Source organism: Agrobacterium vitis (assembly GCF_014926405.1).
Classification (GTDB): domain Bacteria; phylum Pseudomonadota; class Alphaproteobacteria; order Rhizobiales; family Rhizobiaceae; genus Allorhizobium; species Allorhizobium vitis_H.
Genome location: NZ_JACXXJ020000003.1, coordinates 1,382,423 through 1,406,633, shown reverse-complemented (window position 1 = coordinate 1,406,633; position 24,211 = coordinate 1,382,423). Strand labels below are relative to the sequence as shown.

Here is a 24,211-nt window from a genome sequence, read left to right as displayed (position 1 = left end):
CATCTCAGATGATGGTCGATTAAAGAGATTACGGGGCATACTTTCCGGTCAGCTGCGGACCGAAGAAGCCAGGTCGCCCAGTTTTCTCGTGCTCGGCCCTCGTTTGCCGGTCCCAGGTTCGTTTAAGCTCATCCATAACGTCCATTGTGAGCCTCCCCAAACCTTTGACCTCCAGCTCAATTCGGTCACCGTCCATCAGGGGATGTAAGCCTTGGTGATTGGTGCCGAGTGCTATGATGTCTCCAGGTTCGATTGTGTGCACAGAGGAAACAAATTCAACGCACCGCTCAATGCGATAAGCCATGTCCCTAGTGTTAAAATCTTGCATCAACTGGCCGTTATTCCAAAGCTTGACGTCAAGGTTTTGTGGGTCGGCGATCTCATCTTTCGTCACCACGTAAGGACCGACGGTGCAGAAAGTGTCGCGCGATTTCATCTGGTAAAAATTGTTCCTGTCGGGTCCTAACCCACGCACCGAACCGTCGATAAGGTTTACGTAACCGAACACATGCTCCATCGCTTGTGATGCCGGCACCTGATAGCCCCGCTTACCAACAATCAAGGCCATCTCCGCTTCGGCCTCAAAAATGCTGCCCGGAACGTCAGGAAGTACCATAGTCTCGCCGGGACCACTGATTGCGCCGGCCGTTTTGTGAAAGGCATTGATGGGTGCGGGAGGGATACCGCTGCCATCTTCAATGAAGTTCATTGCCAGGCAATCGATATTGATCGGCCGCCGGACTGGTGCCAGTAGTTGCACACTGCTTAGGGGCCGCCCCGAACCGGAACGCGCCGCCTCGCTCAACAACGGCCCGAACCGATCCCAATGCTCGATCAGCGCCCCAAAGTCGCCAGGCCGAATATATGCCTCACCGGGTTCATTTGGATAAACCGCGACCTTCTGTGCAAGGACGGCGTCCGATACGTCGATAATTTCATTTCCAACCACGACACCCAATCGCGTATTATCAAAATAAGCCAAACGCATTGTAGCTCTCCCTTAAGGTCTTGTTGTTGTGTCGCATCGCATTTTGTAGCTGATGCAACTTCAACGGCGACGCCGAAGCGCCTTCGGACTGAGCGATAAAGGCGAAAAGCCCCAATCGACTGCGTTGATAGTAGTGCCTGCCGGGACAATCCTATCGATCTCGTTCATGATGTCGTCCGCCAGAACCACATCTATTCCTCTCAGCGCACTCTCGAGGTGAGCAAGGCCATCGGGGCCTAGAATCACCGAGCTAACTGCGGGATGGTTGAGCGCGAACGCCAGCGCCAGCTCAGGCAGGGAAATCCCTGCCTCTTCTGCGAGAGTCGCTAGTTGATCAGCCGCCTCTAGCTTTAGCTGGTTTTCGGGGATCGCTGTATCGTAGAGACTGGCAAAGATCGGGATCTTGGAGCGTAATGGACGCGGCGGCTCAGCGCCAACTCTATAGGCACCAGAAAGCCAACCTCCACAGAGCGGGCTCCAGACGAGCACTCCGATGCGGTACTTCTGGCAAGTTGCGAGTTCTGCCCGTTCGACCCCTCGAGCAAGGAGGTTATAACAAATTTGCTCGCTGGCGAACCGGCCGAGGTTGCGCCGCTGAGACACCCACTGGGCTTCCACAATATCGGGCGCGCTTGTCGATGAAGAACCGAAATAACGAATTTTGCCCTGCTTTACGAGATCGGTCAGCGCCTCCAACGTCTCCTCCAGATCACAGTCCGGCGCGGGGCGATGAAGATGATAGATGTCGATCCAGTCAGTCTGCAGCCTTCTTAGGCTTGCCTCGACCGCCTGTATGATCCATCGCCGCGAGGCGCCTGCTCGATTGACTTCCGGGCCCGAAGGGCTGCCAAATTTGGTGGACACGATAACATCGTCGCGGCGGCCTTTGAGAGCCGCGCCGACAATTTCTTCTGCCTCTCCGTTTGAGTAGACATCATTGGTGTCAATCAGATTGACGCCAACATCAAGGCTCTTATGGATCACCTTTTGCGCTTCTGTATGGTCCGGATTGCCCGAAGCGCCGAAGTTGGCCGTTCCCAGGCTCATTACGCTCACTTTTAGGCCCGTTCCTCCTAGGTGCCGATATTGCACGACGTGCTCTCCTCCCGATTATATAGTTCCGCCTCCCCGGAGGCTCCTCCAGCTTGGCTGATGGTCAATAGGATTGGAGTACCAATCTACTGCCGGCTATTTTCCCCTTTGCGCAAAACGCTAAAGCCAGGATCCATTCCGAAGAGTGCCCGCGTGAATGGCTGCGACGCGAAATCGAACACCAAACCGTCACGATGTACGGCCGCATGTACGTCTCTTACGATCCTCTGAAGAGGATCTTTGAGCGATAGCGCTCGCGCCCCCGCCATTCCAAACATACGGTCGGCTGCATTCACCGCCAGCTTCGCGGCGTATGCCCGGTCACGGGCATAACGCGCCAACGTGACGGTGGTGAACGTCTCGCCCCGCTCCCCTTTGTTCTGCGCGTCCTGAAAGTCCAGATGGAGGAGAGCCTTTGCTGCGTCGATTTCCGCACAAGATTCAGCGATCTTATTTTGCACCACCGCAGAATCCGCGGAACGGGGTCCTCCGGAGGTCCCGCGCATTCTCTCGACGATCTCGTCTACCGCCCCCTGAGCCATGCCGATTGTCGGAGCCACGAGGTCCCAAACGACCAAGGCATATTTCGGGACGGTGTATCTGCGCTGCGAGTGATATGGCATAGGCGGGCGCTGCGCCGGATGGTCTACGTGATAAAGTTCTCCCCCGCCAAACTGGGTTCGATAATCGGGCACGAATACCTCGTCAACGACGATGTCCTTGCTGCCGGTACCTTCAAGTCCGGACACAGCCCATGTTCCATCAATCACTTTGAAGGCCGATCGCGGCAAGATCGCATCCATCTTGCCTTCAGGCCCGTCTACGATAGCAAACACCCACTGAGCGTGGTCACATCCACTGACGAAACGCCAATGGCCCGAAACGTGAAAGCCGCCTTGGACTCTTCTATAATCAGACTTTACACTGAAGCTGGCGGACGAGGTGATGATATCGGGACCGTCAGCAAAAAGCTCTTCCTGAGCGTTGGGGCCGAAATAAGCCAGCCAGTATGTATGCGCGCCCCAAAGGGAGTAACACCATGCAGTCGAGCCACACGCTCTAGCCAGCTCCATCGCCACCTTGTGATGTGTGTCGAATTCAACGTCGAATCCGCCGAAACGGGATGGAACTCCAATCCTGTTTAACTGGGCGGCTAGAATATCCTGTACAGTCTCATCCAGAACTTTCCCGGCCTCGGCGGTCTTGGAGGCACGCGCCTTCAAGATAGGAACCAACGCCTGTGCGCGCCGCAGCAGCTCTGCAGAATCAACAGCCGTGCAGCTATTGGTGATAGTGGCCGTTTGATGTGTCACTCCGCCGTTCCTTTCGTTTCTTCGAGTGCAGCGCGCGAGCACGACTCGCCTGCGAGGTCGCCTGAATCTGCCTGGCTGAGTAGCTGAGCAAGGGGCCAAAACGGAATAAAATTCCGTCAGACGAAATCTGACCACTATTGCGCTTACTTGTCAAGTGAATCTCGCCGTAATCCGCTATCTCAACAACCGCCAATCATCTCAGGAGTTCTGGAATCACATGCCGCCAGCGGGAGCATCGGTGTCTTACCGGTATTGGTGATGACTGGTTGTCAGGCCCTGTGAAAGGTCAGTTGACGACATACGGAAGTGTTTTGGTACCAAAACCATCAGGAGCCGTGGAGCCCCACAGGTCCATAAGATCCTGCTTATCGTTGTCGGACCAGATACCAGGTTCTCTGAAGTCATCGACATCGATATGCTCCATCGAAGTTGAGACCTCAACGATGCACCCGAGCGGATCTCTGTAGTAAGAAAAGATATTGTTCCCCGCCCCGTGGCGGCCTGGGCCCCAAAGCAAGCGCCTGCCTTTTGCGGCGAGTGTGTCTGCCAGGTCCGCTATGTCAATCACCGATCTCGCGGCAAAACCGTAGTGATGCAGCCCAGACCCGATACCTGCGGCAAGTAGGTGATGGTAACCATCCGCCCCCCGATACCACGCGTTCGAGAAATTCTCGGTCCGGTCAGAGAGCCGCAGACCCAGCATCCTTGTGACCAGATCATGGAAGCCCTGCGGATCATTCGTCCTGGTAGTGCAGTGATCAAGCCGCGCAATCCTGCACGGATTGTAGCGGTGGAGCTGCCCGTTTATTCGGGCGACGGGAGTATGCACTTCGAATACGGGCCCAAAACCGGTTCTAAAGGTGACGGATCTCTCGACTCCAGGAACCGTAGAGTCGTCGCGAACGACTTCAAGGTCTTCGGACCTCAGTCGCTGCATTATTTCGTCGACGGCAGCGGCGTCAGTTGCTTCTAAGCCGATCGAAACGACGCCGGTTTCTTTCGCCGTCACATAATTTATCTCGCATTCCCGCGCGTTACTGGAGAGTTGCACTGTATTGTCTCCGCAGGCCCGCCGTCGCAATCCAATCGTTTGTTGCAGATCGTTCGCGACCGTGTCGATATCTGATGAGGAGAAGGTGAGGATACCAATTTGCCGAATTAGACTCGTCATTGATCACTCCATTGTAGCCGCTATGGGTCATTGCGTCTGGTGATATCTCTCGCGGTCACGCGTCCTCGGCGCTAGGATTTGCTGCTCGCTGAGTGAAGCATTTGGGCTTAAGTACGGTCGCGCGATCCCATCTGTGGCGTCAGCCTTTGTTCGGGCCGCTTCCATCGAATGGTTGAGGTGACCAGATATTTCGCACAAACTCATCTGGACGCCAGTTCTTTGGCCGCTGTGGGCGATCAGCATGCCATGGACGAGGTTCAAAATACCCGAGTTCCTCGTCTTTCATCTGGTCCATTTCGGCATAAAGCTCGACTGGGAAGCCATCTGGGGAAAAGTGGTAACTTGCGCAATTATGACCGGCTGAATGGCGGGCAGGCCCCCATTCGAGAGGGTAGCCAGTTATCGTGAGATGGTCAGCCGCTCGGACAAGCTCCGAGAAATCCTTTACCTCAAATGCGATGTGATCAAGCCTTGACGGTCCAGAGAAAAAGTTGACCGTATGGTGATCAGGACTGCACCGTAGAAAGACCGCCAAGCCTTCTGCCCAGTCGGACTTCCTAAATCCTAAGGCATTGACATAGAATTCCGCTAGATCCTCAATATTTGGTACCTGACAGGCGACATGACCAAGCTTCAGGGGACTTATAGGGCGATAATGCGGAATCTCAGGAAGGAATGCGGAAGAATTGAAAAGCTCGATCTCGGTTCCTTCTGGATCATGGAAGGCGACAACCCGCCCGACGGAGGAGGCGCGACCCTCTCTAATCTCAGCTTTGATACCAAGCGCCTTAAGCTCCCGCTTTGCATATTCCAGGCTTACCGCTGGCGCGATCTCAAATGCGAGCCCGAGCAAGCCGGCCGTATCGCCTGGCTCCAGAACGATCGATTCCAGGCCACAAGATGTGGCGAGGACGACCTTTCTCTCGGTCCGTTGTGAAACGGATAGCCCGAGGATCTCCTTGAAATATTCTGCCTGCTCTTGCATGCGAGGTGTACTGAAGCTGGCGTAACCAAGTCGCCGAGATTTAATCATTTTGATTTCCTCCCCGATAATCCTTGTCGCTAATTCACGCCAATTGCGCGTCGGGCCTTTTTGTTGGCGGCGCTGGGATCAGCAAGTCCCCGACAGAACTTTGCAGGATTGTGATGCAGTATCTTAAGCTTCTCCTCGTCTGAGAGGAAGGCAAGCTTGGGATGTTCGGCAAACATTGGAACAAGGTCGTCCACCGTTCGCTCCGTGCCTGCACGTCTTAATCCGCCAGTTCCGGGCGACTCGCTTCCAAAGCACATTTGGGCCGGGGTGCGCTGATGCACGGCCGCCGCAAGAAAATCGAGATCGTGCGCACAGGTGTCGAAAAAGAGGTTTTCTGATAAATCCCGCTCGGGCTTGGGATTAACCAGCGGCGATTGCTGAACGAAACGGTCAAGCGCGCCACCACAGTGGCAGATGAGAACACGCAGGCGGGGGAACCGCTCGAAGACGTCGCTGTGCCGCAACGCCATCAACGAATAGTATTGCTCCCACACAAAGGCCATTTGCGAGTCGATCGGAATGGTTTCGAACCGCTGATCCAGCGAGCCGGAGCCATGCACGATAATCGGCAGGTCATGCTCCTGGCAGTAGTCGTAGAGCGGATCCCAATAGCGGTGATTGAGCAGTGGAGTGTCGCGTCGTCCAGTGGGATCTGGGAACACATAGGTGGCGGCGAAGGCATATTCCTTTACGCAACGCTCAAGTTCGGGAAGCATGTGGGACGCGTCATTTTCAGTCGATAGCTGCGGGAGTTGGCAAGCTCCTACAAAACGATCAGGTCGCGCCTGACAGAAACGAAAAATCAAATCGTTGATGAAGATCGTCCATTCCTTAAAGAGCGCCGACGGGAGCCAACCGTGAAACTCGACCGGATGTGGGCCAAGAATTTGGGCGTCGATGTTGCGCGCTTCCAAATAGCGCGCATGCTGGTCTGCGAGTTTGCGGATGTCTTCATTGGAAGACTGCGGCACCATGTCTCGCTTCTTCATCGTCAGGAACGGCGCTACTGGATCGTCCGCCAGTCCTGAGAGCGGACTGGGAATGGCCGTGTTGCTCCCGAGAAGAAGTGCCAGATAGCTGGATGCAGGGACTACGGCGCGCATGTGGCCATGCACGTCGAGAACCTTGTGTTGAGAATACATTTGCTTCACTCCTCCTCGCTGGCGCCATGCCTGAAGTGGCGCCTACACTTTCATTCAACTCGCACTGAACATCTTCCCGCGGCCGGTTTAAGCCATATTCCTCGCCGCACATTCCAACAGACGGAACATCATTTCATTTCCATTAGCATGCATTTCCAGGCTGGACAATACCTTCACGGACAAAGGACGTCCTATGTGGATGGAAAAGGATCAATCAAGGGATACAATTGGTCGTTGGCCGATCGCACAGCGCGGCGATTAGGGTGAGACGAAACTCACTTTGATTTCCGCTACGCACGATTGCATTCAAGGCCGCCACAGGTTCGGCATCCTGCAGGACACGCGCATTGTCCTTCCGCTCGTCACATATTCCGGCAGGCGGAAACAATTTGCCCTTTGATGGCGGTTATACTAACTGTGGCATAACGAGTTACCATCGACAGGAAAAAGAACAAGTGGTTACGCCAATCTCCGTGCCCAAAGTACGAGCAGTCGAAAGAGCTGCCAGGATTGTTACAACTCTCGCCGAACATCCCTATCCGATGGGGATCCTTGAACTGGCCGAACGTGTACAGCTCTCGCCTGGGAGTACTCATCGGCTTATGGCGACGCTGGTAGGCCTCGGCTGGATTGAACAGAATTCTCGGACCTCGAAGTATCGGTTGGGTACGCGAATGCTCGGCATCGGAACCACAGCTTTGCTTACAAATCCCGCGGTGCTCGAAGGGACCGCCTTTCTTGCTCGACTTGTCGAGGCTACGGGTCATGATGCTCAACTGAGCACTCTGGTAGGCATGCGCGTCGTTTCTCTTGCCCATGTTGCTGGCCCGAAAACCCTAAGGCCAGAGCTGAAGTTCGAGCCGGGGCTAGCCCAACCGGCACATGCCAGTGCTGACGGCAAATTGCTCCTTTCTTTTTTAGACGAATCGGAGCGCAGATATCTCTATGAGGTCGAAGGGCTCCCGACCTACACCTCGAAGACTATTACGGATATCGTCGAACTCGAGAAAGAGATGGGACAGATTCAGGCGCAAGGCTACGCAGTCGACAATGGTGAGCGTTTTGAAGACACCCGTGGCATCGCGGCGCCGGTGCTTGGTACGGATCAGCAGCCGATTCTGGCCGTTCTTTGCATAGGCGACCTAGATCTCTCGAACGGAAACCAGCAAGCGCTTTCTCGCTACGTAACGTCGCTGGCGCGGGAATTAGCCGATAGGCTCCTAAAGTTCGGAGACTCAGGACCCACCGGCAGACCACGCAAGTAGGTCGAATTTCGAATGCGCCGCCACTGAAAAAGCGGGGCCTGTACCCTGGGCCTCTTACGTTTCAGAGAAGTCAAAGTCTCGTCGCCTGCTCTTCATTAATAACATGGTTGATCACAAATCGGGCCGCGTTTGCCGCCGGCACGCCGGCGACTACGGCTGCCTGAAGGACGACCTCTTGAATAGTGTTTGCGGAAATTCCGGCGCGAAGCGCCGCTCGAACGTGGATTGCCAGGCCATCGGTGTGCTTTAGGCAGGTCAGCATAGCAATATTCAAAAGTCGGCGTGTGGAGATATCGAGGCCCGGGCGACTCCAAACCTCTCCCCAGTAGACTTTCGTCATAAACTCTTCGAACGGTTCTCTGGGCAGGTTTCCACCCTGAGAAACGACATACTCCTCTCCAAGAACGGCCCGCCGCACGGTGTTTCCCCGCTCCATTGTTTCACCGATCAGGTGACGGAGCAACAGATCATTGAAGGACGCCGGCTGCTCGAGGTTCGGCAGGTGCGAACCGTCCGCCAAAGCGGTTAAGGCCGCTCCCTTAATCGCCAGCGTCGTTTCAGTACAAGATTGTATGGAGATCACCGAATCAAGCGCGCCGGCAATGACAAGTGTAGGAGCCTTGATTTCAGGGAGTTCCTGGCGGAGGTCAGCCTCGGCTAGAAGTTCACAGCAAAGAGCATACGCCTCTGCATCGATCTGAGTGAAGTTTTTATGTAAACTGTCGATGAGTACGGTGTTCTCGGCGGAAAACCGCGGGGTAAACCAGCGCCCAGCAAGCTCCTGCTTCGTCGGCCGTGTCCCGTCGCGACGCACGTTGCCGGCTCTTTCGTTCCATAAATCGGCCGGCCCGATGACAGGGGCGGTGCAGCACAGAACAAGGCGCGTGACACGTTCAGGATAGCGCGCGGCGATCCACATTGCGACCATCCCGCCCATTGATGATCCGACCAGCGAAAAGGTGTGACCGCCGATACTGTCAACGACTTCCAGCACACGCCTCCCCAGGGTTTCGGCCGTATACGGACCTGGTGTCAGGCCCTCTCCTCCATGTCCGGGATGCTCGACGCGCAATACTCTGAACCATCCGGTGAGCGCCATCATCTGCGGCTCCCACATCTCTTTCGAAATCCCAAGCGAGGGGAGCAGTACGAGGAGCGGTGCGGCATCAGGCCCGCGCAGGTCGTATGCCACGGGGTGTCGACAGGAATCGATAAGAACTACAGGGGCCATGATAGGTTCATCCTTGTTGATGGCGCATGACGGCAACATTTGCGAGCCGGCCGAAAACTTCCTCTTCTGATTCGCGCTGAGGTGACGCGGCGCTGGTTGGACTTCCCAGCTTCAAAAGCGAAGCCTCCCGCCCTTTCTCATTCAAAGGGATTAAGCGATCCCGCGAAAAGGGACAGAGGCGGATGCGCATCCGGATCGGTCATCACGTCCAGTAACCATGGACTGTCATCATTGAAGGCTTCGGTAAGCCGCAAAACGAGTTCGTCTACGTCTCCGACCCGGGCTGCTCGGCAGCCGCAGGCTTGAGCGATGGCAGCATGATCGACGGGAGCGAAATGGCACGCCGTTGTGAAGGTCCCAAATTTTACCGATTCCGCATCCTTTTGGTAACCAAGCACACCGTTGTTCAAAACAATGACACAGACCGGTATCTGCATCCGCGCCATTGTTTCCAGTTCGGCCCATGAATGGGCAAATCCACCGTCACCGACGATGGCGATGACCCGCTCATCCGGTCGCGCCAGTTTGGCACCCATGGCCAGCGGCAGGCCCCAGCCAAGTCCAGCGAGCCCGCGCGGCGTAATGTAACGCGTTCCCACGGCGGACGATCGCAACTGCCCCGCTACCCACATTGATGAATAACTGGCGTCCGCGGCGACGATGCTTCGTTCGGTCAGCAGCTTCTGCAACTCCGCCATAACCCGCTCCGGTCGGATCGACGAGGCATTTTGCGACAATGTAGGCTCGAGGTCCCGCGCATACGCCGCCCAGGCGGCCGCGATCTGGTTTTCAAGCGCGTAACGTCCGGCACGGCGACGGGAGAGCTTAGACGTCTGCAGGGCGGCGGCAAGAGCGTTCAATGTGCTGGCGGCATCTCCCACCAGTCGCACGGCTTCATAATTTCGTCCAATCTCGTTGGGATCGATATCGATATGCAACACTCGGGCCGAAGGCGGGATCAGCCGCCACGTGTCCGTACCGTTCTGGTTAGTGCGCGTCCCGACCAAGAGGACCACATCCGCCCGCTCGAGGATCGGTCGCGTGTGCCGTCCCACTGACCTTGGTCCGTTCAACGCCCCGAGTACACCGCATGAAAGCGGATGATGCTCATCGACGGCTCCCTTACCCATATTCGTTGTAAAAACCGGCAAATGGGCCAACTCTTGAAGTTGGGCCAGGGCCGTAGCGCCGCCGGCGGAATGAACCCCTCCGCCAGCGAGGACGACGGGATGGGCTGCCTCAGCGATCAATCGGGCCGCATGCTGAACCTGCGCGGCGCCGGGCTGGATCGTGTCCAACGGCCAATTGCCCAATGTGTCAGCGCGCTCATAGAGCTGTTCGCGGGCAGGTTCGCGTAACAAGTCCCCCGGAAGCAGCAGTACCGCAGGTCCCGGACGACCGCTTGCGGCCGCGACAAACGCTTGGTCGATGTAGTCTTCTACCCGATCATTGGTTATGATGCGTCTCGTCCACTTGGCGCAGCCCGAAAACACCGCGAAATGATCGAGCTCTTGGAACGCGTTGCGGTCCATGTATGGACGCTCTACTTCCTGCACCAGAGCGACAATTGGAACAGATGCTTTGAGCGCCTCCGCTAGTGGGGCGACTAGCAATGTGGCAGCCGGTCCGTTCTGGGCACATACAACAGGAACCTGACCGGAAATGCGGCCATACCCGTCGGCCATCGCCCCGCCCATATTCTCTTGCCGATACGCGATTTGACGGATTCCCAGCGTTTCACAGGCTAGAACCACAGCGGAGGGGAGACTCTGCGCGAAGATCATTTTCACGCCATGACGCCTGAGCGATAGCGCAATCCGTTCAGCTACGGTCATTGTTTCATCCATCACCGCCATAAGACCCTCCCACGGTCAAAGTTTCAATCCGCCTCTTGAAATATGTTTCCATATAGCGGAATATTTCTAGGGCTCGTCAAGCGCGAATATTCAGTGGGAGGGACTTTCAGTGATTTGGACAACACCGACGATGTGAGCACCCAACGTCTTCACATCTTCATAGCGATCGGGCATCCGAAGCGTTCAACCCCGGGAGAGCGGCCTCTCGAAGTGCTATGGGATCTAGACGCGAAAGGTATCGAAAGTACGCCTGAACCATGGCGACAACGCCAGACACGACGAAGGAAGATGTGGTCATCGCGCACGTCGGGGCGGCAATTCTAGGGAGAGCCCTCCACGGGGACCTCTAAGCACGCGCCAGCAATCGGCAAAGCCAAGGCCGTACTGATGACACGGCAGCAAGGACCGCAGGCAGCTTTTTTCTCCGCCGAGGTCTGCTGGGACATAACCATAACGCATATTCAGGACGAACCAATGATTCTCGAGAACAATAGCTTCGATGTGGCAATCGTGGGGTACGGGCCGGTCGGGGCCACGATGGCAAATTTGCTTGGTAAAGCAGGTCTCTCCGTTCTTGTACTAGAGCGGGAAGCGGGCTCAAACTCTCTGCCAAGGGCAGTAAGTTTCGACCTCGAGATCATGCGGGTATTCCGTTCGCTCGGACTGGCAGACGCCATCGAAACAATCGCCCGGCCATCGACCCAGGGCACTCACTTCATCAACGCGCAAGGAGAAACTTTGCTCAAGCGGCGTGGGTCCAACTGGCTGTTTCATCAACCCCATCTGGAAGCCGAGCTGCGCCATGGTGTTGATCGCTACAGTACAATTACGGTGTTGCAGCAGCACGAAGTGATTGCCATTGAGCCTGAAGGCGCTTATGCCTTGCTGAGAGCCAAAGATCTTATTGGCGACAAGGAACAAGAATTCCGAGCACGATTTGTCGTCGGATGCGATGGTGCCCGCTCCTTCGTCCGCAGACAAATAGGCTCCGCAATGGAAGACCTTGGATCTCATCAGCCTTGGCTAGTGGTTGACCTGCTTATGGACTTGAACTCGTCCAAAGCACGAAATCTCCCGGAGTATTCCATACAGTGGTGCGACCCTCAGCGGCCAATGACCTTTTTTTGGGTTGGAGATAACCGACGTCGCTGGGAAATCATGCTTATGCCGACAGACGATCCGGAACGGATGACCGATCCATCGGTATTCTGGCCATTACTTTCCCGGTGGATTGGCCCCAACGACGCCAACATTGAACGCTCGGCTGTGTACACATTTCATTCTCTGATCGCCGAAGGTTGGCGACACGGCGCGCTGCTGCTGGCCGGCGATAGTTGTCATCAGACGCCCCCTTTCCTTGGCCAAGGGCTTTGCGCGGGCATCCGCGATGCCGTTAATTTGGCATGGAAACTCGATGCGGTCATCAGGGGGGGCGCCGATCCCGGGATTTTAGACACGTATGAATGCGAAAGGCGTCCGCATGCTAGGACGTTCATCGAGCTTGCCGTCCATCTTGGAAGTATCATCCAAACCACCGACAAACAGGCAGCTACCGAGCGCGATCACCGTCTTGCGATCGATGCCGACAACGTTTTTGAGTATCCTAGGCCACAGTTAGGTCAGGGAATTTGGGACCAAGGGCCGGCACCAAATGGGCGGTTATTTCCCGAGACGCGCCTTAGAGATGGACGTTTTTTGGAAGAACGGATCGGAGGGCGCTTTGCCGTCCTCGGGGACGCAAGTCAACTAGAGTTAGTCGATCCAAGCATTAGAGGCATCTGGGAGGATCTTAGCGCGATAATGATAGATGATCTTAGCGCCGAGCTCATCGCGACCCTTGCGGATTGGAACGTGAAGGCTGTCATTCTCCGGCCCGATGGCTATGTATTCGGGGTGGCGGATGATAGCGCGGGCTTATCCAAGCTCACGTTGCAGCTTGCTCGACAGCTTCAAATCCCGTTGTCTGATGACACATTCCAAGACGCCTAAGGTAAGCCAACCACGCCCGCGCTGATTTTTTTGATGTGCCGACGCGACGCGGTGTCAGTCCGTCGCGGACCGTTGAGCGTAGCAGCAGGCGGTAGTGCCTCGGCCGCGGTGCCGGCTCAAGGATGCATGCGCTGCATCGATGATACCGAGAGACAAAATGCGAGGATCTCGTGACTGTCAATGATGCCATCAAACAACGACCGATGAGTGCAGCTCAATAAGGCATTGTTGGGCTTTGCCTTGTCTTGGCAAAATAGACGGCTACGAAGTCGTCGTCATGCCTTTTGAATGTCTTCGATTGCGACGGTTTGGAGCCTTCCGAACTATGAGGTGGGATACTTTTTGAGCGCCAGTGTTTTTGGAAAGGCAATGGGCGCGCTGATCATCTCGCCCATTGCGGATCGCATTGGGCGCCGCAAGCACGTTCTGCTGTGCCTTGCCGCAATTACCATCGCGATGGTTCTTTCGGCATTGGCACAGTCGTTGGCTCAGCTTCTCATGGCGAGGGGTTTCGCTGGGGTGTTCATTGGTGAGCTAGTGTCGAGCTTCAATAGCATGGTTTCTGAATATTCATCCGAGAAACGCAGAGAAACCGTATTTGGTATCTCCGGGATGGATTTCCTCTTGATTCATCGCTGGCTGGTTTTGCAATCGCGCCGTTGACAGATGCGTTCGACTGGCGCGCACCTTTCTATTTCGGAGCCGGGCTTTCCGGCTTATCTCTCCTCGCTGCGTATTGCGCTTTGCCGAAATCGGTGGAATTATCCTCCATAAACGGCCAAAGCATGCTCTCGCAACCTACAATCGGATCGCGAGGTTGATCGGTCACTCCGAAGCATGGTACTGCCAGAAGTGACAGGTGAACAAAGGAAGCATCGGGGTCTGGGTGGTGTTCTTGAGCGCGATCTGATCTGGCGAACGATGTTTTTGTGGCTGGGCTACGCATCATTTACTTCGGCCTTCTATTGTGCCGACACCTGGTATGCCAAAATAGTGACGGACGCTTCCGGCGATCCCCAGCTTGCCATTGTCGTCGGCATGCTGATCGCATCTGGCCGTGTGCCCGGTGCACTCATTTTTGCCGTACTGGCCACAAAAATCAAACCACGAATTGCAACTGTTCTGATCGTGGGCTCGAGAGGATTAGCCTAGCTTACCATCTTTATGCGGCCAACGTCGCAATGAAAGCTTTGCGAAGAGGCTGGCGCTCTTTGTCGGCATTTGCACGAACGGCGGTATTGCCGCATACTTTGCGATCACCCCAGCGATCTATCCGACTGTTGCGCGGTACGGGCGTCGGTTTAGTGATTGGCTTTGGCCGCAGCGTCGCAATTGTGACGGGATACATGTTGACCTATTACTGGAGCCCGGCTTCGACATACAAATTTTCCGGTCTGGCTTGGTATTGTCCGCTCTCTTCACTCTCGCGCTTGATTTGACCTATAGTCGGGGTGGTCGCCAATAACGGCACTGCATCAGCCCCCGCAGGCCGGACACACTTAGCTGGATCCGATAGGCCGAGATATTCGTCTTGGCAACGGCTCAGACGGTCATTCTGCGGTAGCCTCGAGCGGATGGGGTGATTTTTTGATCGAGCGGTCACACTTAAAAGCTGATCCGCCTCGTTCTCTCAGGTAAAATTGTACCCGCCCTGATGTTGTAGGTTATTCTTCGCGCGTGCGCCGAAGTCGCTTTGGGTGAGCCGCCAGTACAAAATCATGAGTTACCTCCCAGAACTTTTCCGAAAACCCGAGTTCCTTTGCTCGCTGGGGATTTTCGGTCTTACGAAATTCGGCGAGCAGGCTCTCCTTGACCCCGAACACAGCATCTGAATTGATGTAAGGGTCGTCAGGATCGAAGATGTGGGTCGTCAGCGTCTCAAAACCGTCTGCCTTGATGATGTAGTGCAGATGGGCTGGCCTAAACGGATGACGGCCGAGGTGTCCAAGTAGCTGGCCGACCGGGCCGTCCGCGGGGATCGGATAATATTTCGGCTTCACGGCCCGGAACCAGTAACGTCCGTCCTCGCGGGTGCGGAAGACGCCGCGCAGGTTGAAGTCCGGTTGAATACCCTTCTGCTGCACGTCATAGAAGCCCTCGTCATTCGCCTGCCAGACATCTATGACGGCGTTGGATATCGGTCCGCCCTCGGTATTAAGAATGCGTCCGCCGATGACCATATCCTCGCCCTTCTGATCGAGGCAGATATTGGCGCCCATTGGCAATTCCGGGGCATCTGCGACGTGAAAGGGTCCGAGCACCGTGCTTTCCGAGGCGCCGGATGGTTTGCGGTTGTTGATGGCGTCGACGAGCATGGAGACGCCGAGCACGTCGGACAAGAGGATGAACTCCTGTCGCCAATCGGTGCAAGTGTGCCCCGTTCGGGTGAGGAAGAGGATCGCTTCCATCCACTCGTCCTGGGTCGGCTCCAATTCCTTCACCGCCTCGTGCAGCTTCCGGGTGACGACCTCCATCACCTCTTTTAGTCGCTCGCTCTTGGCATTTGCGTTGCGGTTTGTAACGACTTCGACGGAGTTTTCTTCAGTGAAATAGCCTTTTTCCCAAGTGCTCATGTTTGCCTCATCTAGCTAGGATGGTCTTCAGGACACGGCGCAGGTTGCCTTCCGGATCGACGATCACGGCATGCGAACGCCAAGCAACGTGATGGTCGGGACGAACAAGCAACGCGCCGGTATCGCTAATCTCGTTGGCGCGCGCCCAGTCGCCGGTCAGGTCCTGCCACTTCTGCCGTGGCCCGATCTTGTGGACGACGATCGGTATGCCAAGCTCTTTCGACAGAGTCTTGGCCGCCGTGATCCAGCCGTCGCCACCGATACCGGTGAGCAGTGTGAGGACCCCGTTCCCCGTCAAATCGAGGCTCGAGACCTTTTCGCCGTCTGCACCGAACAGCCAGACATGCGGCAGCCGAGCTCCCGGCCAAGTCGTTGATTGAAAATGCAATTCCGGATCTTTCTCGAAGATCGGTTCAGGCTGGCCGTCAGTCACCACGGCATTCGACTTGTAACGCTGGTTCATCTCGACGCCGTGGGCATCGAACTCGTAGACCTTGTGGGCGATCGCCTCCCGGATTGCCTTGCGTTGATGCTCGGCACCGGCTGTGTCGTCGCAACGCGCGTCCATATTTTGCTGCATCTTCACTGGATCGACGGAATCGAGCAAGCCGAGCGCCCTGAAGATTGGCCCAGTTTCCTCGATCGATTTGTTAGCGCGGGCAACAATCTGCTTGGCGACAGGTGCGCGCTCGGCCTGGTAGCTGTCCAGAAGCCCTATCCCGGCCTGCCCCTTGATCACCATGGCGAGCTTCCAGGCCAGGTTGAAACCGTCCTGGATCGACGTGTTCGAGCCAAGCCCGTTCGACGGTGGATGGCGGTGGGCTGCATCACCCATGCAGAAGACACGGCCGTTCGACATCGTGGTGGCGTACATGTTGTTGACCGTCCAGGTCGAGACCGATTTGATCTTCGGCTCTAGATCCTCAACCCCCACGAGTTCGCGAACGACCTTGGTGGCAAAAGCGTTGTCGACCTCGGGCGCCGGCTGATTGATGTCGTAGCCCCAGACGATGAGCCATTCACTCCACGGCCGCACCATGCGCACGAGCCCCATACCGATGCCGCCGACATCGGCGCCTGGCTGAAGCACCCAGTAGAGAACTGATGGACGGTGGGCGACGTAACGCGAAAGGTCAGCCTCGAACAGGATGTTCATCGAGCCAGCAACGCCCATCTTGCCTTCAAAAGTCAGGCCCGCATGCTCGGCGACCTTGGAATTGCTGCCGTCGGCACCGATCAGGAATTTCGAGCGGATCGTCAGTTCCTTGCCTGTCAATCGGTCGAGACAGGTGGTGGTGACGCCTTCGGCATCCTGCTCGTGACGCAGATATTCGGTTGACATGCGGGACTGGGCGCCGCGCGAACATGCCGTCTTGAAAAGCAGCGGTTCCATGTAGGTCTGCGGGAGATCGTTCATCCGGCCGGGGGACGAGAGAATATGTTCCGCCCGCGAGAGCGGATGGTTGCCCCAGCTTTGCATGCGGCCGATCTCCTCGCCGGCCACGGCGGTGCAGAACACGTTCTGCCCCATCAGATTCTGCTCGGTCGCAAAGAGGTAAGCCTCATCCTCGACATCGCGGCCGAGGTCGCGCAGCACCTCCATCGTGCGTTGGTTGGTGATGTGAGCCCGCGGTGTGTTGGCCAGCCAGCGGTACCTGTTGATCACCAGCGGCTCCAGCCCGTAGGTCGCCAACAGGGCGGCAGTCGCCGAGCCCGCGGGTCCCGTGCCAATGATCAAAACGTCGGTGGTGATGTCAGCCATGCGGCCCTCCCTTTTCAGTCTGTCGGATGGGTCCGCCCCTCAGCAGGCGGCGAACCGGAAAGAGTTCCCAGCCGGTACGGCTGGATATCAGGCCCCAGAGACCCCGGGGCGCGAAAAGCATGGTCAGGATGGCAAGCGCCCCCAGCGCCAGCAGATACCAGGAACCATAACTCGAAAACCTGTTCTGCAGCAGGAAGAAGACGATCAGTCCGATGATCGGCCCTTCGATGGTGCCAATGCCGCCGATCACCACGATGAAAACGACATAGGCCGTCCAATCCGTCAGCGAGAATGCAGCATCGGGAGAAATCCGTGCTTTCTGCAGGTAGACCAGTGCGCCCGCAATCCCGGTCAGGAAGGCCGTCAGCAGATAGACCACGGTCTTCAGCCGCCTCGCATCGACACCAAGTGCGCGCGCCGCCGTCTCGTTGTCCCGCACAGCCGCCAGGCCAAGCCCCTGCTTGCTACGCAGCAGCTTGTAGACAAAGACGATCGTCACGAAAGCCAGCGCCAGTGCAAGCCAATAGGTGAGAGCATCCACGGCGACCGAGGCGCGCATGCCGAACCAATCCTGCAAAACGGACAGGCCGAGCATATCCCGCATAGCGTCTCGCGGCAGGGATGTGCCGGTCCCACCTCCAAGCGCTTTCCACTGCGCAAGCAGCAATCGCCCGACCTCGGCCACGACCCAGGTGCCGATCGCAAAATAGGGGCCGTAGAGCCGGAAGACGAAAAAGGCCGTCGGCAGCGCGACGAGCATGGCGAATACGCCCGCAAGCGGAACGGCCAGGATCGGATCGACGCCCGCCAGAATGACAAGGCCGAAAAGCGCATAGGCACCGCAGCCGACAAAAAGCTGCTGGCCTACGGAGATGAGGCCTGCATAACCGGCAAGCAGGTTCCAGTTCTGAGCCAGCGTCAGCATGGTCAGGATGAAAAACAGGTTCTGCACGACGCTGCGGGATGCCAGGAAGGGCGCCGTCGCAAGTAAAGCGAAGACAAGCAGCCCGAGAATGGCGAATGTACCGGACAGCCGGGTGCGGGTCTCGACCCGCCAGCCAGAGGATGTTTCGATCTCGCTCGTCATCGTTTTAAGATCCGTCGTCGTCATGGTCTCAATCCGCCGCCCTGGGGAAAAGGCCGCGCGGCCGGAAGACGAGCACAAGCAGAAAGGCGATATGCCCCGCCAGGATCTGCCACTCCGGATTGATCGCCGAGCCGACCGTTTGCGCGACCCCCAGAATGACCCCGCCGGCAAGCGTGCCCCACAGCGAACCGAGACCACCGATAATGACGGCTTCGAAGGCATAGATCAGCCGAGCCGGTCCGGCGGTCGGATCGAAATTGGCCCGCATGCCGAGATAAAGCGCCGCGATCGTTACGATCACCATCGCTAAACCGGTCGCCATGGCGAAGATGCCGTTCGGCCGGATTCCCATCAGGCTCGCGGTGACCACGTCATCCGACGTCGCCCGGAATGCCTGCCCCAGCGCCGTACGGTAGATGAGCTGGTTGAGGGCGACGATCACCAGAACAGCCGAGGCAAAAGTGATCAGCGGCATCATGCCGGCATTGATGCCAGCAACTTGTATCGATGCGGTTTCCAGCGCACCGGCGGATATGCGCCGGCTGTCCGTCGTGAACCCCTCCAGCAGGCCGTTCTGGATGACGATCGACAGGCCGAACGTCACGAGCAGAGGCGGCAGTATGTCCTTGCCGAGCGTCCGGTTGAGCAGCTGATACTGCAGCAACCAGCCAACGGCGAACATCAGCGGCGCGGCAATCGCTGCTGCAACGAATGGGTTGAGCCCCAGTGAGGAAACCAGAAGCAGGATCAGGAAGGCGGCCAGCACGATCAGGTCGCCATGCGCGAGATTGACGAGACGCATGATGCCGAAAACGAGACTGAGGCCCGCCGCAAAAAGCGCATAAAGACCGCCGAGCAGTGCGCCCTGAAGGAGCGTATCAAGGCAGTTCATGCGGTTTCGCTCCAAAATAGGCGTCGTGGATACGACTGCGATCCAGATCTGCCGGCCGGCCCGTCAAGGTGATCCGGCCTTCCATCATGCAATAGAGGCGGTCGGCGACCTTGAGAGTCTGGGCGATGTCCTGTTCGACGACGACGATCGCGGCACCGGCTGCGCGGATTTTCGAAAAGGCGGCGTAAATATCCTTGATGACAACAGGCGCAAGACCGAGGCTGAGTTCGTCGCAGAGAAGGATTTCCGGGTTGGACATCAAGGCTCGCCCGATCGCCACCATCTGCTGCTGGCCGCCGGAAAGGGCCGGTGCCGGGTTTTTCCGCCGCTCCTTCAGGATCGGAAACAGCGCATAGATGCTTTCGAGCGTCCACGGTCCCCTGCCCTTGCGGCCGTAACTGCCGATAAGCAGGTTTTCTTCGACGGTCAGCGACGGAAAGAGCTTTCGCCCTTCAGGGACCAGAGCGATGCCCCGCCGCAGGACGTCTGGCGCGGCAAGCTGACCAATGGGTTCGCCGCGATGCAGGATCATCTCGGGGCGGCCGGCGATCACGCCGGCGATCGACCGCATCAAGGTAGATTTTCCGGCACCGTTGGCACCGATCACGGCAATCGTCTCGCCGGCCTCCAGGCGGATGTCGATGCCAAACAGCGCTTGGAAGTCACCGTAGAAAGCCGTCAGGCCATGTATTTCAATGAGGTTTGCCATCAGGCTTCCATCCCCAGATAGATCTCGCGCACCTCGTTCGAAGCCATGATCGTGTCCGGCGCTCCGATCCCGATGGCCCGACCGAAATTGAGCACCAGGATACGTTCCGCCACCGCCGTCAGCGCATGCAATACATGTTCGATCCAGATGATCGTCATCCCACGCTGATGGACCCGCTTGATCGTAGCGACCAGTTGATGGCACTCACCTTCCGTCAGGCCGCCGGCGATCTCGTCGAGCAGCAGAAGCTTCGGCTGGGTAGCTAGCGCTCTTGCCAGTTCGAGACGCTTGCGCTCCAGAAGCGTCAACGATCCTGCTGGCATGTTCGCCTTTCCGATAAGCCCCGTCTCGACCAGGATGTCGGCACAGGCATCCGCCACATGGCGCTCGGCGGTCTGAGTGCCGAAGGCACCCGCGACAAGCAGGTTTTCATATACGCTCAAACGTTCAAAGGGCTGCGGAATCTGGAATGTACGCCCCATGCCCGCAAGACAGCGCTGCATCGGCGGCATATGGGTGACGTCGCGTCCGTCGAAGCTGATCGAGCCGCTTGCGACCGGCAGGTTGCCGTTGATCAGGTTGAACAGGGTCGACTTGCCGGCGCCGTTCGGCCCGATCACGCCCAGCGCTTCGCCCTGCTCCACCGCAAAGCCGATGTTTTCCGCGACGACAAGCGCGCCGAAGGATTTCGAGACACCGTTGAGTTCCAGTATGGGCATCGGCTTTCCTCTGCTGAAGCCTCCCGGCCGCAAGGCCGGGAGGCATTATCTCACGCCAGCGCTTCGAGCTTGCCGCCGAGCGGGACGTTCGGCGCAAGGCCGTTTTCGACAACCACAAGGTCGTAGCCGCCACCTGACTTCAGGCGCCATTGGCCGCCGACCAGAGGTGTCTTGGCGATATTCTTGCGGGCAAAAGGCGGAAGTTTCTCGTTGCCCCAGGCGATCGGCCCGACCAGCGTATCGAGCTTGGTAGCACCGATCGCCTTCGCTACAGCCTCGCCATCGGCGGGATCGCCGGCTCGTTTCATGACATCGACGGCGATCTCGAACATGGCGTGCGCAAAACCGATAGGCTGCGTCCAGGGACGGCCGGTCGTCTTGGTGAACGCATCCGCCACCGCGGCAGCGGTTTCGCCGGTCAGCGAGGACTTGAACGGGTGGCTCGGCGTCCACCACACTTCCGTCGAGAGATTGTGTCCGGCATTGCCGAGTGCCTCGACCGTCTGCGGGAAGAGGAGTGCCTTGCCGATCGAAGCTATCTTCGGTTTCAGCCCCTGCTGCTTGGCCTGGTTCCAGAACGTGGTGAGATCCGGTGGGATCATCACGCCCGTCAGGATCTCACTGCCTGCCTTCTTGAACGCGTTGATCTGCGAAGAGAAATCATCTGTCAGGTTCTGGTAGCGGCCGGTATCGGTGAGGCCGTATCCGAGCTTTTCGAGAACCGGCGGGAAACCGACGACCTTGTCGCCCCAGGCATTGCCGTCGCCGTCATTCGGGAACAGGCCACCGACCTTCTTGTTGGTCTCGATCTGGCCCCACATGCCGGTAAAGACGGCGATGATGTCTTCCAGTCCCCAGAAGAAGTGGTAGGCATAATCGAACGGTTTCCACGATGCCGGATCGCCCGGATTGCCCTGCTGGCCAATGAACCATGGCTGCCATGGCGCAACCGTGGAAATGCAGGGCATTTCCTCGGCTTCGCAGGTTGTCGAGACCGGATTGGTCGTCTCCGGCGTCGACGATACGAGCATCAGGTTGATCTCGTCATCGACGATCAGCTCCTTGGCAACTTCGGCGGCGCGGTTGGGGTTGGACTGGCTATCTTTCACCACGACCTCGTAGTTGAGGCCCATCCGCTTGGTGGTGGCGAGAAAGGCGTCGATGACGAACTTGTCCGCTTCGCCGAATGCCGCCATCGGACCGGTGCGCGGGCTGACATAACCGAGCTTGATCGCCGCCTTCTGGGCAATCGCTGGTGCAGCCAGGCCGGATGCAGCAAGTGCAGCGCCCCCGGCGGCCGTCGTCTTCAAAAATCTGCGTCTTGTAAAAATGCCTTCAGTCATCGTCTCTCCTCCCAAAGAGCGCGCCATAAGGCGCGCGATGAAATGTCATCCTGCCGGTCGCTGGCCCTGCCATACGTCCTGCAGGAGTTGCCTGATCGAATCCCGATCGATGGGACGCGGATTCCAATATGGGTTCTCGACCGCGATCCCGGCGGCACGATCCAGGTCCTCCTCGCGCAGTCCGAACTGCTTCAGCGACAACGGCGCACCGATCGCCCTGGCGAAATCCCAGAGCCCGCCGCCGAGCGAGCCTCCGAAGATCGCGGCTGCAGCCGCAAGCTCCGGTGCTGCAGCGGCAGCATTGAAGGCCGCAGTATGCGGCAGCATCACAGCATGCGTTTCGGCATGCGGCAGATCGAACGAACCGCCAAGCGTGTGGCAGATCTTGTGGTGCAACGCCATGCCGACGGTACCGAGCACCGAACCGCAGAGCCAAGCGCCATAAAGCGCGTCACCGCGTGCATCCGCGTCTTCCGGGCTTTCGGCGATGACCGGCAGGCTTCGCTTGAAGGCTGAAAGACCTTCCAATGCCATCAGCGACGAAATCGGGTTACGGTCACGCGCATAAAGCGCCTCGATGGCATGGGCCATGGCATTCAGACCGCTGGTCACGCTCAGAGACACGGGCAGGCCATAGGTCATTGTCGGATCGTAGATCACGATCTCCGGGAGGATTTTCGCATCGCGCACCGTCGTCTTCCGGCCGGCCTCGGTCTGACCGAGAATAGGGGTTACCTCCGATCCGGCATAGGTTGTGGGCACGACGATCTGCGGAAGATCCGTGCGATAGGCGATCGCCTTTCCGAGCCCGATCGTCGATCCCCCGCCGAGCGACACGACGCAGTCCGCACGCATGTCGGCTGCCACCTTCATCGCGGTCTCGGTCACATCGACCGGCGTATGCATGACGGCCCCGGCAAAGACGCCGCAGGCGAGCGGACCGATTTCTACAGCCAACGCTTCTGCATCGGCCCGCTGGTGCGGTGTCGAAAGGACCAGAGCACGCCTGCATCCGGCCTTGCCGATCCACTCGGCTACCGAGTTCCTGCTGCCCGCACCAAAGACGATCTGCGCCGGACTGCCGGCATAGGAAAATCTGCGGATCATCTGGCGGCCCTCCCCGGCTTGGCCCGAACCATGACGAACGTGAGATCGACGGTTTTCATGCGCCGCCCCTCGTTGTCCTTGACCTCGAAACATTTGACGAGTTCCGGCCGGACACCAAACAGAGCGTCTTCCGAGAGAAGCGGATCGCCGGCGTCATAGATATGCGTGGTGATGGTTTCAAAGCCCGGTGCCCGAACAACAAAATGGAGATGCGCCGGCCGGTGCAACGGATAGCCGGCCTCGGCAAGCAATCGCCCGACCGGGCCGTCGTTCGGCACGCCATAGCCTGACGGCATCACCGAGCGGTAGTGGAACCGTCCATCAACGTCGGTCCGAAAGAGACCGCGCAGATTATGTTCGGGTTGCCGGTCCGGCTGCTGATTCTCGTAGAAACCTTCCGCATTGGCCTGCCAGGTCAAGACCGCCGCGCCGGTGACGGGTTTTCCGTCGAGATCGACCACCTGTCCGCGCACGCTCAACGCTTCGCCGATGCCGTCCAGTGAAATGGAGGTGCCATTGACACGCTCCGGAGCATCTGCCCGAAAGAAAGGGCCACGAATGGTATTGGGGGTTGCCCCTTTGGGCCGTCGTGAGTTGATCTCTTCGACCAGCGCGGAAGCGCCGATGAGATCGGACAGCAGTACCCACTCCTGTCGCTTTTCGTCGGATGCATGGCCGACCTCGGTCAGAAAGGCGAGCAGCTTGCGCCACTCCTCCTGGGTCGGACGGTGTTGTTTGATAAGATCATGTACATGGGTGACGGCTGCGACGATCAGCGCCGCAAATTTCCGATCCTTGCCCGAAGAAAAGCGCTCAGCAAATGCTTCCGAAGATGTCGCTTCGCTGAATATGAGCGCCTTGGCCTGCTCCGCCATGCTTCTCCTCCCAAGTCCGCTGTGCCGGTGGAATCATAATAACAGCTGGGGACGGACGGATTGA

21 protein-coding genes are annotated in these 24,211 nt (G+C 57.8%); 4 read left to right on the top strand and 17 right to left on the bottom strand.

The window, feature by feature from the left end; genetic code table 11:
* Positions 1–28: 28 nt before the first annotated feature.
* From IEI95_RS07620 to IEI95_RS07595, 6 genes are all read right to left on the bottom strand, one after another.
* Positions 29–988 carry a fumarylacetoacetate hydrolase family protein gene (locus IEI95_RS07620; RefSeq protein WP_071205844.1) on the bottom strand — a complete coding sequence of 320 codons (960 nt, stop codon included), beginning with the start codon at positions 986–988 and terminating at the stop codon, positions 29–31.
* A gap of 60 nt (positions 989–1,048) precedes the next feature.
* Positions 1,049–2,035 (bottom strand): aldo/keto reductase, encoded by a 987-nt coding sequence (locus IEI95_RS07615; protein WP_081356558.1) that lies wholly within the window; start codon positions 2,033–2,035, stop codon positions 1,049–1,051.
* A gap of 131 nt (positions 2,036–2,166) precedes the next feature.
* The gene (locus IEI95_RS07610; RefSeq protein ID WP_071205840.1) at positions 2,167–3,393 is read right to left on the bottom strand and encodes an acyl-CoA dehydrogenase family protein; all 1,227 of its coding nucleotides are present in this window, start codon (positions 3,391–3,393) and stop codon (positions 2,167–2,169) included.
* 286 nt (positions 3,394–3,679) lie between these two features.
* Positions 3,680–4,564, bottom strand: a complete 885-nt coding sequence (locus IEI95_RS07605; protein ID WP_071205838.1) for a VOC family protein — start codon at positions 4,562–4,564, stop codon at positions 3,680–3,682.
* 139 nt (positions 4,565–4,703) lie between these two features.
* Positions 4,704–5,597, bottom strand: coding sequence for a VOC family protein (locus IEI95_RS07600; protein WP_071205836.1), 894 nt, complete (start codon positions 5,595–5,597; stop codon positions 4,704–4,706).
* Between the two features lie 29 nt (positions 5,598–5,626).
* A complete protein-coding gene (locus tag IEI95_RS07595) occupies positions 5,627–6,739 on the bottom strand; it encodes an amidohydrolase family protein (RefSeq protein ID WP_071205834.1) in 1,113 nt (370 codons plus the stop codon).
* 347 nt (positions 6,740–7,086) lie between these two features.
* On the opposite strand from IEI95_RS07595, the gene IEI95_RS07590 reads away from it, so the two are divergent.
* A complete protein-coding gene (locus IEI95_RS07590) occupies positions 7,087–8,004 on the top strand; it encodes an IclR family transcriptional regulator (RefSeq protein ID WP_081356559.1) in 918 nt (305 codons plus the stop codon).
* 70 nt (positions 8,005–8,074) lie between these two features.
* On the opposite strand, the gene pcaDC is transcribed toward IEI95_RS07590, so the two are convergent.
* Both pcaDC and IEI95_RS07580 read right to left on the bottom strand, forming a co-directional pair.
* Positions 8,075–9,235: a bifunctional 3-oxoadipate enol-lactonase/4-carboxymuconolactone decarboxylase PcaDC gene (pcaDC, locus tag IEI95_RS07585; protein ID WP_071205924.1), complete on the bottom strand. Its 1,161-nt coding sequence runs from the start codon at positions 9,233–9,235 to the stop codon at positions 8,075–8,077.
* A 137-nt stretch (positions 9,236–9,372) separates the two neighbouring features.
* Positions 9,373–11,091 (bottom strand): acetolactate synthase catalytic subunit, encoded by a 1,719-nt coding sequence (locus tag IEI95_RS07580; protein WP_071205830.1) that lies wholly within the window; start codon positions 11,089–11,091, stop codon positions 9,373–9,375.
* Between the two features lie 387 nt (positions 11,092–11,478).
* Between IEI95_RS07580 and IEI95_RS07575 the strand changes: the two genes are divergently transcribed.
* From IEI95_RS07575 to IEI95_RS07565, 3 genes are all read left to right on the top strand, one after another.
* A complete protein-coding gene (locus tag IEI95_RS07575; protein WP_234892422.1) occupies positions 11,479–13,080 on the top strand; it encodes a bifunctional 3-(3-hydroxy-phenyl)propionate/3-hydroxycinnamic acid hydroxylase MhpA in 1,602 nt (533 codons plus the stop codon).
* 288 nt (positions 13,081–13,368) lie between these two features.
* On the top strand, positions 13,369–13,743 hold the full coding sequence (locus tag IEI95_RS07570) for an MFS transporter (RefSeq protein ID WP_071205828.1): 375 nt from the start codon (positions 13,369–13,371) through the stop codon (positions 13,741–13,743).
* Between the two features lie 174 nt (positions 13,744–13,917).
* Entirely contained in the window at positions 13,918–14,232 is a 315-nt protein-coding gene (locus tag IEI95_RS07565; RefSeq protein ID WP_071205826.1) for a hypothetical protein, read from the top strand.
* Positions 14,233–14,744: 512 nt separating this feature from the next.
* Here IEI95_RS07565 and IEI95_RS07560 read toward each other — a convergent pair.
* Genes IEI95_RS07560 through IEI95_RS07520 form a run of 9 tightly spaced genes read right to left on the bottom strand, consistent with a single transcriptional unit; the run spans position 14,745 to position 24,147 of the window.
* Positions 14,745–15,653 carry an intradiol ring-cleavage dioxygenase gene (locus IEI95_RS07560; RefSeq protein WP_071205824.1) on the bottom strand — a complete coding sequence of 303 codons (909 nt, stop codon included), beginning with the start codon at positions 15,651–15,653 and terminating at the stop codon, positions 14,745–14,747.
* 7 nt (positions 15,654–15,660) lie between these two features.
* The gene (locus IEI95_RS07555; RefSeq protein ID WP_071205821.1) at positions 15,661–17,415 is read right to left on the bottom strand and encodes an FAD-dependent oxidoreductase; all 1,755 of its coding nucleotides are present in this window, start codon (positions 17,413–17,415) and stop codon (positions 15,661–15,663) included.
* Positions 17,408–18,526: a branched-chain amino acid ABC transporter permease gene (locus IEI95_RS07550; RefSeq protein ID WP_234892424.1), complete on the bottom strand. Its 1,119-nt coding sequence runs from the start codon at positions 18,524–18,526 to the stop codon at positions 17,408–17,410. Before IEI95_RS07550 ends, IEI95_RS07555 begins: the two co-directional genes overlap by 8 nt.
* A gap of 4 nt (positions 18,527–18,530) precedes the next feature.
* Positions 18,531–19,394 carry a branched-chain amino acid ABC transporter permease gene (locus IEI95_RS07545; protein ID WP_071205819.1) on the bottom strand — a complete coding sequence of 288 codons (864 nt, stop codon included), beginning with the start codon at positions 19,392–19,394 and terminating at the stop codon, positions 18,531–18,533.
* Positions 19,381–20,103 (bottom strand): ABC transporter ATP-binding protein, encoded by a 723-nt coding sequence (locus IEI95_RS07540; RefSeq protein ID WP_071207465.1) that lies wholly within the window; start codon positions 20,101–20,103, stop codon positions 19,381–19,383. Before IEI95_RS07540 ends, IEI95_RS07545 begins: the two co-directional genes overlap by 14 nt.
* Positions 20,103–20,822: an ABC transporter ATP-binding protein gene (locus IEI95_RS07535; RefSeq protein WP_071207466.1), complete on the bottom strand. Its 720-nt coding sequence runs from the start codon at positions 20,820–20,822 to the stop codon at positions 20,103–20,105. The genes IEI95_RS07540 and IEI95_RS07535 overlap by 1 nt, the downstream gene beginning before the upstream one ends.
* Positions 20,823–20,872: 50 nt before the next feature.
* Entirely contained in the window at positions 20,873–22,153 is a 1,281-nt protein-coding gene (locus IEI95_RS07530) for an ABC transporter substrate-binding protein (RefSeq protein WP_071205919.1), read from the bottom strand.
* 57 nt (positions 22,154–22,210) lie between these two features.
* Positions 22,211–23,272 carry a maleylacetate reductase gene (locus tag IEI95_RS07525; protein WP_071205813.1) on the bottom strand — a complete coding sequence of 354 codons (1,062 nt, stop codon included), beginning with the start codon at positions 23,270–23,272 and terminating at the stop codon, positions 22,211–22,213.
* The gene (locus IEI95_RS07520; RefSeq protein WP_071205811.1) at positions 23,269–24,147 is read right to left on the bottom strand and encodes a dioxygenase family protein; all 879 of its coding nucleotides are present in this window, start codon (positions 24,145–24,147) and stop codon (positions 23,269–23,271) included. The genes IEI95_RS07525 and IEI95_RS07520 overlap by 4 nt, the downstream gene beginning before the upstream one ends.
* Positions 24,148–24,211: the final 64 nt, after the last annotated feature.